Genomic DNA, 12567 nt, shown 5'->3' on the forward strand with positions numbered 1-12567 from the left:
AGAAGAGAGGGTTTTAGTAGAAACTCTCTCTTCTCGTATTCAAATAAAAACTTCCAAAAAAGAACCTTTTATTTTTTTCCTCACATAATTACCCTAATTCTAAGTTCATTAGGAATAACAACCTTGTGAATTACGTATTTAGGAAAGAACACTAGGGAGAGGCTAAGAAAGTTTTATAATAGCGGGTTATCTTGTGGTCAAAGAATAAGTTTAAACCATATTTTAAACTTGCTCTTAGGTTGAAACTAGTTAAAAATTCGCATACGCTTGGGTGGTTAAACTTTTACCTTTTCTCAAGTCGCTGTCTCTCAGGAATTTCTTTTATTGAAAAAAACGTTCTTTACTTCTTGCTAAAAAAGCAGTAAACTTGCTTTCTTCTTCAGATGTATTCATTCCTAAATTGCACGATTTCGCATCCGTATTTAGGAACCACTAAGCCAAGCAAGGAATAGTTTTCATGCATGAAGCCCTCCAAAGTATTTTAGCCATTCAAGAGCTCGATATTAAAATGATTCGCTTGATGCGAGTCAAGAAAGAGCATCAGAAAGAGCTCGCTAAAGTCCAATCTCTCAAATCTGACATTCGTCGTAAAGTTCAGGAGAAAGAATTGGAGATGGAAAACTTAAAGAATCAGATTAAAGAAGGTGAGAATCGGATTCAAGAGATTTCTGATCAAATTAACAAATTAGAAGGTCAGCAAGCAGCTGTGAAAAAAATGGATGAGTTTAACGCTCTCACCCAAGAGATGACTGCAGCAAATAAAGAGCGTCGTGCGTTAGAACATCAACTTAGTGATCTCATGGACAAACAAGCAGGAAGTGAAGATCTGATTGTTTCCTTAAAAGAAAGTCTAACATCTACAGAGAACAGCAGCTTCGCTATTGAAAAAGAAATCTGTGAAAGTATTAAGAAGATCAATGAAGAAGGCAGAGCCCTATTACAACAACGTAGCGAATTAAAAGAAGCTACAGATCCAGAGATGTTCCTTATTTACGAACGTTTGTTAAATAACAAAAAAGATCGTGTTGTTGTTCCCATAGAAAATCGTGTTTGTAGTGGATGTCACATTGTTTTGACTCCCCAGCATGAAAATCTAGTCCGTAAAAAAGACCGACTTATTTTCTGCGAACATTGTTCTCGAATTTTATATTGGCGAGAACCAGACACTCTCGCTACTGACAGCTCTGCAGCTAAACGTCGTCGAAGACGCGCTGCTGTATAACAAGTTCATCGGAAGAGAAAGGCAACCGCTTTTTATATCCCTAGTGGGTATATTGAGAGGAAAGTCTGGACTTCATAAGAAGAGATACTGGAGAAATTCCAGGGGCCGTAAGGCTACGGAAAGTGCAACAGAAAATATTCCGCTATAAAAGGGTCTTTTTATAGGCAGGCTGAAAATTCCTATTTTAAGAATAGGAGCTATTAAGGTGACTTAATAGACATGCAAACCCTATCTGAAGCAAGAGAAAAAGTTTTTGTTTCTGCATAATGAGGAATCTTATTCCTCGTAGACTTTTTCATAATCGCTTGAGGGGTATAGTAATATACTCCCTAGATGAATGGTTGCCCTCAAGATGGTCTTTTCCATCTTGTAGACAGAATCCGGCTTACCCTCTCTTCCGATATTTTTTAACTCTTTAGATGAGCCCTGCTTTTGCCAGGGTATGCATCTGAAGCAATCCCACAACATGTTTCTGCTCTTTAGCATCTACAACAGGTAAGATAGTGATAGGACTACCTGTTTCCATCATTTGTAAGCCCAGAAGTACATCAGCATCTTCGCTAATCACTCTAGGATTCGGCGTCATGACATCTTTAAGCTTCTGCGATAAAACATCCCCTCCATGACAAGATAACGACCTTCGTAAGTCTCCATCTGTGAATATCCCTAACATTTCGAATTTCTCATTCACTATGCAGACACACCCACAACCATAAGAAGAAAAAATATCTAGAGAATCTGCAATTGTATTTTCCGGAGAACAAAAAGGGACTTCTGTTTTTGGGAACATATAATCTCGGATTTTCCCAACCACCTTCAAACCAATTTGCCCACCGGGATGATTTCTTCCATAGTCTGCTAAGGACATCCCCCGACTACGCAATAACGTAATAGAAAGAAGATCTCCAAAGAGCAGTTGACATGTTGTCGATGTTGTAGGAACAAGATTAAAAGGATCTAATTCTTCGATCATGGGTAAAATAACCACATGATCACAAAGGATTGCTAAACTAGAATAAGCAGCAGAAGTAATCCCTGTAATAAACACGCCCCGTTCTTTTAGATAAGGAATCCATTCTAGAAGCTCTCGAGTTTCTCCACTTTTAGAAAAAAGACAGACAATATCTCCCGCATGAACAATACCAAGATCACCGTGGAGGAGATCTCCAGAAGAAAGGAAAAGGGCACGCTCTCCGAAAGATTGTAGAGTAGCGGTTATTTTCCTTGCGATACAACCGCTTTTCCCTACACCAGAAAAAAATACAGAACCTTGATGATTCAATATTTTCTCAGCTAATAACCAAGTATCCTCACATCGGAAAGAGTCAAAAAATCGTTCTAAAGATTCCTTTTGCTTAGTGACAATATCTTGGCATAAATCAATAGCTGTTGTGGGAGAGCCCATCCCTCTAGTCCTTGGAAAAAATCGTAGTATGTTAGCTCATCGTAACAGACTCTAATCGATTTTTCAATGAGGTTAAAAATTCACTACCGTAAATGCCATCGAGCACCCTATGGTCAAACGTTAGGGTGAAGTAAACCATTCTTCGGATAGCTAAGGAATCATCATCACGAACAACAACACGTTTTTGTATCGTTCCTATTCCTAAAATAGCCACTTCGGGATAACGAATTATCGGCATACCAATTAAAGCTCCTGTCATACCGAAATTAGTAACTGTAACACTACCATCTTGAGTTTCTGAAGGATCAAGTTTGTTTGCTCGAGATCTTACTGATAGATCAGCAAGAGTTTTCGCAATACTTACTAAACCACGATCCTGGCAATTACGAATAACGGGAACAACAACGCCCTCCTTATTCAAATTAACAGCAACTCCCACATTTATTGACTTCTTCATGACTATTGTATCCCCGTCTAAAGATCCATTCAATAATGGGAACTGCTCTAAAGCTTTTGCTAAACATTGAATGATGAAACTAGTAATCGTTAGTTTCACCCCGTGTGTTGCGAAAAACCTATCTTTCTCTTCAGAAATTAGGTTCATTAAATCTGTGACATCAATATCCACAATAAGAGAAGCGTGAGGCACTTCATCAGAGGATTTAGACAAAGAGGAGGCTATGGCTCTACGTAATGGAGACATAGGAATACGATTTTCATTAGCGTTCGAAATTTTTGGGCACGAAGACTGACGTATCTCCAGAATGTAGCTTTCCAAATCTTTACGAGTAACACGACCTTCATTTCCTGTTCCGGAAATTTGTTGTAATTGCTGGATGTTGACACCTTCGCGATGCGCCAAACTGAGAACTGCTGGAGAAAACCACGCCGTAGTATTACCAGAATCTTGAGAACAAGAAATCTCGGGAGAGGATTCTTCTAAAACCACCTCTTCTTGGACATCAGATTCCGTATCAATTATAGCTAAAACTTCTCCAGAAGCAACTTCATCACCCTCACTTACAAGACAGCGAGTTAATTTTCCTGCTTTAGGCGATGCTAATTCAGTAGCTATCTTATCCGTAGATACTTCAATTATGGGCTCATCTTTTGCTACGTATTCACCTATTTGCTTAAGCCAACGAACTACAAACCCTCCGGAAGCAGTCTCCCCGATTTTCGGAAATCGAAATTCAAACATGCGTAAACTCCCCTACACTGTTTCAGTACTTTTATCTTCTAAAGATACCTTCTCTATAGGTGTAGATAACTCGCCTTCTCCAGAAGCTACATAAACAGCTACTACAGCATCACCAAGGATGTTCATGGGGGTTCCTATAATATCACGCAATCTATCAATTCCTGCTAAAATAGCAATTCCTTGGATAGGTAAGCCTACGGAAGCCAATACAGAACCTAGAGTGATCATCCCTCCTCCAGGCACACCCGCACTACCCACAGCAGAAAATGTTGCGGCAATAACTATTAATAACAAACTACTGAAAGGTAAAGGACAGTTATAAGCTTGAGCAATAAATACTGCAGCCATACCTTGGAAGATAGCGGTACCATTCATATTGACAGTAGCACCTAAAGGCAAAACAAAACCAGAAACTTCCGAAGAAACTCCAAGATTTTTAGATACGCAGCGCATAGTTACAGGCAGTGTTGCCGAACTACTCGAAGTAGATATTGCGCAAGAGATCGCATCCATCATTGCAGAAAGGAATTTCGAGAAGGACATCTTGCAACCCATACGAATAATTCCACCGAAAACAATCACAGCATGAAATAGACATGCGAGATAGTAAGCTAAGATAAACTTCCCTAACTGCCAGAGAATGACTAAACCATGACTACCAGAAATCCATGCCATACTTGCTCCCACACCATAAGGAGCAAAAGCCATGATCATATTGATCATACGTAACATGATCTCAGAAAAGCCTTCTATGAACCTAGCTACGGGGCGTCCCTTCTCTCCAGAAAGACGCATAGATATTCCTAAAAAAATAGCGAAGACTATGATTTGTAAAATATTTCCCTCAACGAATGACCGAACAGGGTTTGAAGGAAAAATTTGAGAAATCAAAGATAAAAAGTAGGCGCTGTTTTTTTCAGGAGCAACTAAGTTTGTTTCGATAACATTTTGTGATAAATCACAGCCTTCTCCTGGACTAAAAAATTGAGCAAAGCATAAACCTATGACAATAGCTACACATGTAGTCCCTAGATATAAGGCGACACTTTTCATACCTATGCGGCCTAGTTTCCTCATATCACTAATAGAAGCGATACCCAGAACCATGGAACAAAATACCAAGGGGTAGACAACCATGCTCAACAGGTTTAGAAAAATGTCTCCTATCGGTTTAAAAAAGATTGCTTTATCTTCTAAAATTAAACCTAGGGTAACCCCAACAAATAATCCTATAAAGATTTTCATCCATAGTTTCATTAGTTACCTCTTACCATTATGTATTTGATCTATTTTATTCAGTAAGGAGGCTGTAAAACCTTCGTGATCTGTAAAATCAAAATGCATTTGTACTTTACCAATCGGAAGGATCTCCGGCTCGTAAATTAAGTTCCCGAGCTTTATACCATCCTTTTCTGTACACAATATCCCCTGTCCCTGACGCATAGCTATTTTTGAACAGAAGTAGTGTAGTTCCTTTTTCGTTATTCCCGCGTGGTCAGGTAACAAATATGTTCCTAATATTTTCACTCCGGCACATTTCAACATATCAAGAAATCCCTGTGGAAATCCTAGACCACAGAAAACACCGACGGCCAGTCCAGAGAGGCTATCCAAAGGAAGTTTCTCTCCACTCGGCTCCCAGAGTATTTGAGAAATACGAGGTTCAACAAAAATTTTTTTCGATGTACACCAAGTATTTAAAAGTTTCTGCTTCTCAGAACAACAAGAACCATTAACTATTATAAAATCGGCCTCCTTCAATCTCTTGGGGGAATCCCGAAGTCGTCCACGAGGGAAAAACTCTTCTCCACCTAGAGGATCTTGACCGTTAACTACGACAATTTCCACGTCTTTGTGTAGTTTGTGATTTTGGAAGCCATCGTCCAAAATCAAAATATCAAAACTTTTAGCAGCATCTTTAGCCGAAACTCTACGATCTTTATGCACAAAAACAGAGTCCTTTGGGAGTTTCTCTGCCATAAGCAAAGGTTCGTCTCCTACATAAGCAGCGTTATGTATTTTAGGATCAACTATCGTGAGCTTCCTCTGACGACTACATTTTCCTTTATATCCGCGAGAAAGAACCGCACAAGAATATCCTCGTGCCTTTAGAGTTTCAGCCAACCACAATACTGTGGGCGTCTTACCTGAACCTCCGAGAACAATATTTCCCACACTGATTACAGTAGAAGACGCGTGGTAGGGTGCTGAACAAAATAGCTTTCGTCGAAAGCTTGCAGTGCGGGCAAATATCCAAGATAGGAATCTCCCCAAACACCCCCAACCCAGGATCTTCCCAAAACTAATGGCTACAGTTAGGCGGCGATAAAAAATAAAAAAGGGCGAAGGAAAGCGTGTTTTCATCGACTTCGTTATAACTCACTGATCATTCATTCAGAAAATTATGATTGTTTAAGACCACAATCTCCGCCGCATCCTGGAAACGTTAAGCATCTCATAAAAAACATTAAAAATCAAGTTTACACAAAGAAATTAAAAAAACTTATATAACAATTAATAGAATCTATTTTTTAATTAATTCTTTTCTCCGTGATAAATAATACGAATTATCTTTTGATCTTATAGAAAATATTTTTGCGGAAGTTTGTGACGAATTAGGATAGCCAACGTTGTCGAATTACTTCATAAGCAACTGCGGATACGGCTGTAGATAAATTTAAAGAATCTACTTGACCAAGCATAGGAAGAGATATTTTTGAAAAATTTGCTTTAAGCCAAGAAGATGTTAGGCCATCTTTTTCTGATCCAAAAACCAAAGCCAATGGTTGATTGTAATTTTCACAGAAATACATAGAACTTGCTCTAGGAGAAGTTACAAAAATATGCCATTTTTCCTCACCGATGGTTTGCAATACCTCATCCAAAGTAGCTGACCAGATAGGAAGGGTGAACACGGTTCCTAATGAAGAACGAATAACGTTAGGGTTATAGAGGTCAACTATAGAATCACATAGAATCACACCATCGGCACCTACCCCATCAGCTATTCTAAGTAGGGCACCAACATTTCCAGGTTTTTCCACTTGTTCTATGATTAAATAGAAGGGTAGTGGATTTTTTTTCTGACTTAGAAATTCTTCTCGGGACCACCATCGTTTCTTCATCACAGCAATAAAATTGTCGTGATGCTCTTTATAGGAAAGTTTAGAAAGCGTTTCCTCTGAACAATAAATCTTTTCCAAAGGTGTTTTTTGAATTCGATTCAAAAAAGATTGTTCTTTTTCTGAAATATTGGCTCCACAAAAAATTCTCTCACACTCATATCCTGAGGTCAGAGCCTTTTGAATTTCTCGAAATCCCTCTAAAAGAAACAACGGGCCTCTACGAGAGCGGTTTTGTTTTAATGCTATCGCCTCTTTTATCTTAGGACTATTTTTCCCTATGAACTCCATTTAGCAAACACTCCAGAAGGTAAAGCTTGATCTCCAATACCACAAAAACTTTCTCCAGAAGACCAACACTGTTTATTTAGAGGTAAAGCTCTCGTAGCTAAACTATGTAAAAAAGCAGGCGTATGACCTGGTGTATGCGAGGTTATCAAAATATAAGCAGAAGAATCAGAAAGTAATTTAGCACATAAAAGCAATAGTGGGAAAAAATCCCTATCTATTTTAAATATCTCACCATCAGGTCCCCGACCATAGGTTGGAGGATCTAATAAAATCACCTCGTATTTCTTCCCTCGTCGCACTTCTTTTTGCAAAAAAGAAAATACATCTTCAATAACCCAAAAAATCTTTTTCTCAGGCAATGCATTATTTTCGACGTTTTTCTGTGCCCATTTTACTGCAGATTTGGATGCATCAACATGACACACTTTTGCTCCGCATTTTGCAGCAAAAATGGATGTCGAACCCGTATAAGCAAATAAATTTAAAACACGACATTCAGAATGCTTTTCTATACTTTGTTTTAATTCTGGCCAAAATCCGCTATGTTCGGGGAAAATACCTATGTGACCAAAGGGGGTAAGCTTTAATGTACAATCAACAGTATCCAGAATGATCTGCCATTCCTGAGGAACAGAAGATCTACAATACCACTGTCCATCTTCACTCGATCTTTGATATTCAGCATGCGCCTTTTTCCATAGAGATGGCGAACTCTTCGGCCAGATTGCCGTACATGAGGGTCGGATAAGAGTTATTGGGCCAAAACTTTCTAACTTTTTCCCATCACCACTATCCAGTAGTTTGTAGTCCATACTATTTATTTTGTTGTGGAGGATATAAACGCCTTAGGGTATCCACTTGTGTTTTTGTCGCCATATCGGGCTCAATATTTACCTTCGACCCTTCCCGCTTATATCCTAAAGTTGTTCGGGATAGTGTCTCAGGAATTAATCCTACTGAAAATACATCTTCATCTACAGTGACAACAGTCAGGCTAATTCCATCTACTGAAACAAATCCCTTCTCAAAAAGATATATAGATAAGGAACTTGGTACACGGAAATAATACCGATTTTTCTCTATACGTACAATCTCTCCGACACCACAAACATGACCCGAGACCATATGCCCACCAATTTCATCAGAAGCTTTTAAAGAACGTTCGATATTTACACGATCACCAACAACCCTCTCTCCTATTGTAGTGCAAGCAAGAGTTTCAGGAATAATGTCAAAAAACATTTTACCCTCTTCTTCAAATTTGACTACGGTAAGACAAACGCCATCAATAGCAACACTACAGCCGATTTCCAATTCGGAAATACATGTGGAAGATACCTTCACACCTATAGTTAAACCTTCATCTCTTGGCTGAATACTAAATATTTCACCAAGTTCCTGAACTATCCCAGAAAACATTCTTAATTCCTAAGCAACTAGCATTTACAATAAAACATCTTTGCGATAAGATACTGTCCTTTCGCAAAAAGAGCGAAAAGTTATCACGCTATCTGCATCTGTCGCAAGCCCTATTTTTATAGATTGGGAAAAAAAATTTGCAACTTATAGTCGCATAGATTTATCCTACATTAAAATTATTATTTTCTTAGACTACCTTAACCTTAGGAGGTAGCTCCCATGCAGTGTCCTTTTTGCAACCATGGGGAATTAAAAGTTATAGATTCAAGAAATGCGCCAGAAGCAAATGCAATTAAACGCCGACGAGAATGCTTAAATTGCGGACAAAGGTTCACTACTTTTGAAACCGTTGAGCTAACTCTGCAGGTATTAAAACGCGATGGTCGTTATGAGAATTTCCAAGAATCTAAACTAATTAACGGATTAAATGCCGCTTCTAGTCACACACGTATAGGTCAAGATCAGGTGCATGCAATAGCCTCTAACGTGAAATCTGAACTGTTGGGCAAACAAAATAGGGAAATCTCTACCAAAGAAATTGGCGAACTAGTAATGAAATATCTAAAAAAGGCAGACATGATTGCCTACATTAGATTTGCTTGCGTCTATAGAAGATTTAAAGATGTTGGCGAATTAATGGAGGTTTTGCTATCTGCAACTCCGGATATGGAAAAATAGTTATTATTTTAAGGTTAAGGAGAGAAAACTATGCCGTTGTCTGAGGACGAAATAGCCAATTTTAAACAAAGACTTCTAGAAATGAAATATAAGTTATCTCATACCCTAGAAGGTAATGCTCAAGAAGTCAAAAAACCTAACGAAGCTACTGGATATTCTCAACATCAAGCTGATCAGGGTACCGATACTTTTGATAGAACTATCAGCTTAGAGGTGACAACAAAAGAGTATGAGTTATTAAGACAGATCAATCGAGCTCTAGAAAAAATCGAAGAGTCTTCTTACGGGATCTGCGATGTAAGTGGAGAAGAAATTCCATTAGCCCGTTTAATGGCGATCCCTTACGCTACTATGACAGTCAAGGCGCAATCACAATTTGAAAAAGGCCTACTTTATGGAAACTAATCTTGATGTCTAGTCGTTCCCGATCTACCTTCCTTGCCATTTCATTTTTCGTCCTTATCGATTGGGTAACCAAATTAGCTGTTTTGCTTTACCGGGGAAATATGCCTAATACTAACCCCATACTATATCAATATAGTTGGGGTCAGTTGTTTTTCTGCATTTGTCCTACTTTCAATGAAGGCGCAGCTTTTGGTTTATTCTCAAAATATAAATATTTCTTATTCGCTATACGTATAGCAATTATTTTAGGTATTCTTGCCTTTCTCTTCTTAAGAAAGAAAAGATCCCCCCCTTCTATCCGCTTCTCTCTGATTCTCCTCTGTGCTGGAGCCATTGGAAATGTTGGAGATATCCTATTCTACAGGCATGTAGTGGATTTTATTTCTATCGGTTATAAGCGTTGGTCTTTCCCAACATTTAATTTTGCCGATATTTGCATCTCTTTAGGAACTTTAATCTTCGTATATAAGCTTTATTTTCCTACTAAACAAAAGATGAAATAGGGATAATAGTTTCCCCATCTTCTTGATGAATAATTGTTTAAATATTTTAATTTTAAAAAAAGTTTTTACCATGAACACAGTCTTGTCTTTACTAGCCGCCTTTGATGACTTTTTCTGGTCATACGTGGCTTTTCTCATGATTATTTTTCTGGGGCTAAGCTTTTCATGGAAATCTGGGTTTTCTCAATTCACCAAGTTTCCTCAATTCTGCAGGCTTTTCTACCAGTATTCGCAGGAGTCTTCCAGTAAAAAGGAAAAGGGAAGCGAAAGAGGTGTTCATCCATTGAAGGTATTTTTTGCTTCTGCAAGTGGAAATATTGGTATTGGTAACGTTGTAGGAATTGTTACTGCTGCGTGTATTGGTGGTCCTGGAGCCCTATTTTGGGTTTGGATTGCTGGAATTTTTGGCTCCATAGTGAAATACTCTGAAGTGTACTTAGGGATTAAATTCCGTAAAGTAGACAACGATGGTATTTATCAAGGTGGGCCCATGTACTTCTTAGATAAAGCCTATGGAACCAAACTTGTACCTATTATTGTAGCTGTTTTGCTTTGCATTTATGGTGTAGAGATTTATCAGTTTTCTGTTATTGCTGATACGATTTCTCATTGCTGGAGCATCCCGAAACTATTCACTATTTTCGGTCTACTCTTTCTGATTCTCTACGCAGTTCAGGGAGGATTACAGCGTATTGGAAAAATCTGTGCCTTTGTATTGCCATTTTTCCTTACTGTATACTGTGCGTTATCTCTATACATACTTGTAAAAGAGTTTCACCAGCTTCCTTCTCTATTTTCCGCAGTATTTTCATCTGCCTTTACAGGCCATGGTGCTATCGGAGGATTTGCGGGATGTACTTTAGCAACTACAATCCACCAGGGAATCTCTAGAGCTGCTTATTCCGGAGATATTGGTATTGGATTTGATTCTATTATTCAAAGTGAAAGTTCTGCGAAAAAACCAGAAACTCAAGCACAGCTAAGTATTATAGGTCTTGCTATAGATAACCTTATCTGTACTCTAAGTTTACTCATGGTGCTTGCATCGGGATCCTGGTCTCTAGGTCTAGATAACGCCTCTCAAGCCGTTGAACATGCCTTAGCAACTTATTTCCCTCTTGTGAAGATTCTACTTCCCACATTTTTCTTTGTAACAGGTTATACGACAATCATTTCATATTTCCTCGTAGGAAAAAAATGTGCAAAGTTTCTTTACGGAAATGCTGGATCGAAGATCTATACCCTCTATGGAGCGGCTATATTACCAGCATTTTGCTTCCTATCGCAAAATACAGCCCTATTGATAATGTCTGTATCCGGAGCCCTTCTCCTTTGCTTTAACCTGTTTGGAGTCTTCCTAATGAGAAAAGAGGTAGAATTCCCCAAATCTGATAAAGCAGTGGAAATTCCCTCCTCAGCAGAATAAGGATTTTCAGGAGTTCTCTCCTGAACTCCCCTATCTTATTCATTATCAATTGCATATCCCCAACAAGCGTTGGGGATTTTCTTTTTTATAGTTCTAACTTATTTATTAAAAAGTATTTTCTTTAATTTTTTTTAAAATAAACAGAAAATAAGAAGTGAAATTAGATAATAAAAATAAAAATTGTTTGTTCACTTTAATATGAATACTTACCTCACGGGAGCGATAATCGTCTGTTGTGTCTTACTATCAACGTGCATGGTAACAATGTTCGTTTTAACTATTAGCTTGTTACATAGGCTCAACAAGATAGTTAAAAGTGTCAGTAAGATTACGACAATTTTAAATTTCGAAACTAAGATCCTAGCTCCTTTATTATTAGGGAAAAAGCTAATTTTCGGTTGGTTGCGCAAACGTAATAAGCGTTTACCTAAAGATATTGAAGATTTTCTCTGTGAGGAAAGCAAGAGCAGTTGGATCGGGAAAATCTGTCGAGGAGCGAAGTGGACTGCTGCAGCTCTACTCGTTTGGTGTGTATTTCGCAAAAAAGATTAATCTGTCGTAGGGGGAAAAAGAAGGTATGTTTAGAAATCACAAGCCCAATAAAAAAACTTGTAAGCGTTGGCGTTGGCTCAGAGGCGTGTTATTCGGAGGTTTTATCGCCACATTGCTTACCTGTCTCTTCACTCCAAAAAGTGGTATACAGTTGAGAAAGAAACTTTCAAGAGTGAAAACCTCAGGAGCTAAAAAAGGCAAGACCCTGTTTAAACATTCTAAACAACATACAAAAGCCTTTGCTCAACAAACAAAAACCTTAGCAAAAAATATATCTAAAGAGATCAAAGATTTTACAAAAGCAATGATCGACGAAACTAAAGATTAGTTTCACCTATCCTAT

14 protein-coding genes and 1 other RNA gene are annotated in these 12567 nt (G+C 38.2%); 8 read left to right on the forward strand and 7 right to left on the reverse strand.

Annotated elements, in window-relative coordinates:
* Positions 1-457 precede the first annotated feature (457 nt).
* Together cdsZ and rnpB are read left to right on the forward strand one after the other, a co-directional pair.
* Entirely contained in the window at positions 458-1222 is a 765-nt protein-coding gene (gene cdsZ / locus O1W69_RS00360) for a zinc ribbon domain regulatory protein CdsZ (protein WP_375793577.1), read from the forward strand.
* Positions 1223-1231: 9 nt separating this feature from the next.
* Positions 1232-1626, forward strand: an RNA gene (gene rnpB, locus O1W69_RS00365) — RNase P RNA component class A.
* An 11-nt stretch (positions 1627-1637) separates the two neighbouring features.
* Here the strand turns inward: rnpB and O1W69_RS00370 are convergent.
* The 7 genes from O1W69_RS00370 to O1W69_RS00400 form a co-directional block, all read right to left on the reverse strand.
* Complete coding sequence (locus O1W69_RS00370; protein WP_375793578.1) at positions 1638-2627, reverse strand: SIS domain-containing protein; 990 nt, start codon at positions 2625-2627, stop codon at positions 1638-1640.
* A 31-nt stretch (positions 2628-2658) separates the two neighbouring features.
* The gene (locus O1W69_RS00375; protein WP_375793579.1) at positions 2659-3828 is read right to left on the reverse strand and encodes a dihydrolipoamide acetyltransferase family protein; all 1170 of its coding nucleotides are present in this window, start codon (positions 3826-3828) and stop codon (positions 2659-2661) included.
* Between the two features lie 12 nt (positions 3829-3840).
* Positions 3841-5085 carry a dicarboxylate/amino acid:cation symporter gene (locus tag O1W69_RS00380; RefSeq protein ID WP_375793580.1) on the reverse strand — a complete coding sequence of 415 codons (1245 nt, stop codon included), beginning with the start codon at positions 5083-5085 and terminating at the stop codon, positions 3841-3843.
* A gap of 3 nt (positions 5086-5088) precedes the next feature.
* On the reverse strand, positions 5089-6192 hold the full coding sequence (gene lpxK / locus O1W69_RS00385; RefSeq protein ID WP_375793581.1) for a tetraacyldisaccharide 4'-kinase: 1104 nt from the start codon (positions 6190-6192) through the stop codon (positions 5089-5091).
* Between the two features lie 251 nt (positions 6193-6443).
* A complete protein-coding gene (locus O1W69_RS00390; protein ID WP_375793582.1) occupies positions 6444-7241 on the reverse strand; it encodes an RNA methyltransferase in 798 nt (265 codons plus the stop codon).
* Entirely contained in the window at positions 7229-8053 is an 825-nt protein-coding gene (locus O1W69_RS00395) for a class I SAM-dependent methyltransferase (protein ID WP_375793583.1), read from the reverse strand. Before O1W69_RS00395 ends, O1W69_RS00390 begins: the two co-directional genes overlap by 13 nt.
* Before the next feature lies 1 nt (position 8054).
* Positions 8055-8660: a riboflavin synthase subunit alpha gene (locus tag O1W69_RS00400; RefSeq protein ID WP_375793584.1), complete on the reverse strand. Its 606-nt coding sequence runs from the start codon at positions 8658-8660 to the stop codon at positions 8055-8057.
* Between the two features lie 219 nt (positions 8661-8879).
* On the opposite strand from O1W69_RS00400, the gene nrdR reads away from it, so the two are divergent.
* From nrdR to O1W69_RS00430, 6 genes are all read left to right on the forward strand, one after another.
* Positions 8880-9338 (forward strand): transcriptional regulator NrdR, encoded by a 459-nt coding sequence (nrdR, locus tag O1W69_RS00405; RefSeq protein ID WP_006342890.1) that lies wholly within the window; start codon positions 8880-8882, stop codon positions 9336-9338.
* 30 nt (positions 9339-9368) lie between these two features.
* A complete protein-coding gene (locus O1W69_RS00410) occupies positions 9369-9743 on the forward strand; it encodes a TraR/DksA family transcriptional regulator (RefSeq protein WP_006342889.1) in 375 nt (124 codons plus the stop codon).
* A 5-nt stretch (positions 9744-9748) separates the two neighbouring features.
* A complete protein-coding gene (lspA, locus tag O1W69_RS00415) occupies positions 9749-10246 on the forward strand; it encodes a signal peptidase II (RefSeq protein ID WP_375793585.1) in 498 nt (165 codons plus the stop codon).
* A 70-nt stretch (positions 10247-10316) separates the two neighbouring features.
* Positions 10317-11672 (forward strand): amino acid carrier protein, encoded by a 1356-nt coding sequence (locus tag O1W69_RS00420; protein WP_375793586.1) that lies wholly within the window; start codon positions 10317-10319, stop codon positions 11670-11672.
* Positions 11673-11870: 198 nt separating this feature from the next.
* Positions 11871-12224 (forward strand): hypothetical protein, encoded by a 354-nt coding sequence (locus tag O1W69_RS00425; RefSeq protein WP_375793587.1) that lies wholly within the window; start codon positions 11871-11873, stop codon positions 12222-12224.
* Positions 12225-12249: 25 nt separating this feature from the next.
* On the forward strand, positions 12250-12552 hold the full coding sequence (locus tag O1W69_RS00430) for a YtxH domain-containing protein (protein WP_375793588.1): 303 nt from the start codon (positions 12250-12252) through the stop codon (positions 12550-12552).
* Positions 12553-12567 lie beyond the last annotated feature (15 nt).

This window comes from Chlamydia sp. 12-01 (assembly GCF_042234205.1).
GTDB lineage: Bacteria > Chlamydiota > Chlamydiia > Chlamydiales > Chlamydiaceae > Chlamydia.

Excerpts from the sequence above, each read along its gene's own strand:
- O1W69_RS00390 (WP_375793582.1), bottom strand. The coding sequence starts at position 7,241 with ATGGAGTTCATAGGGAAAAATAGTCCTAAGATAAAAGAGGCGATAGCA.
- lpxK (WP_375793581.1), bottom strand. The coding sequence starts at position 6,192 with ATGAAAACACGCTTTCCTTCGCCCTTTTTTATTTTTTATCGCCGCCTA.
- O1W69_RS00400 (WP_375793584.1), bottom strand. The coding sequence starts at position 8,660 with ATGTTTTCTGGGATAGTTCAGGAACTTGGTGAAATATTTAGTATTCAG.
- O1W69_RS00395 (WP_375793583.1), bottom strand. The coding sequence starts at position 8,053 with ATGGACTACAAACTACTGGATAGTGGTGATGGGAAAAAGTTAGAAAGT.
- O1W69_RS00430 (WP_375793588.1), top strand. The coding sequence starts at position 12,250 with ATGTTTAGAAATCACAAGCCCAATAAAAAAACTTGTAAGCGTTGGCGT.
- lspA (WP_375793585.1), top strand. The coding sequence starts at position 9,749 with ATGTCTAGTCGTTCCCGATCTACCTTCCTTGCCATTTCATTTTTCGTC.
- O1W69_RS00420 (WP_375793586.1), top strand. The coding sequence starts at position 10,317 with ATGAACACAGTCTTGTCTTTACTAGCCGCCTTTGATGACTTTTTCTGG.
- O1W69_RS00410 (WP_006342889.1), top strand. The coding sequence starts at position 9,369 with ATGCCGTTGTCTGAGGACGAAATAGCCAATTTTAAACAAAGACTTCTA.
- O1W69_RS00375 (WP_375793579.1), bottom strand. The coding sequence starts at position 3,828 with ATGTTTGAATTTCGATTTCCGAAAATCGGGGAGACTGCTTCCGGAGGG.
- cdsZ (WP_375793577.1), top strand. The coding sequence starts at position 458 with ATGCATGAAGCCCTCCAAAGTATTTTAGCCATTCAAGAGCTCGATATT.
- O1W69_RS00370 (WP_375793578.1), bottom strand. The coding sequence starts at position 2,627 with ATGGGCTCTCCCACAACAGCTATTGATTTATGCCAAGATATTGTCACT.
- O1W69_RS00380 (WP_375793580.1), bottom strand. The coding sequence starts at position 5,085 with ATGAAACTATGGATGAAAATCTTTATAGGATTATTTGTTGGGGTTACC.
- nrdR (WP_006342890.1), top strand. The coding sequence starts at position 8,880 with ATGCAGTGTCCTTTTTGCAACCATGGGGAATTAAAAGTTATAGATTCA.
- O1W69_RS00425 (WP_375793587.1), top strand. The coding sequence starts at position 11,871 with ATGAATACTTACCTCACGGGAGCGATAATCGTCTGTTGTGTCTTACTA.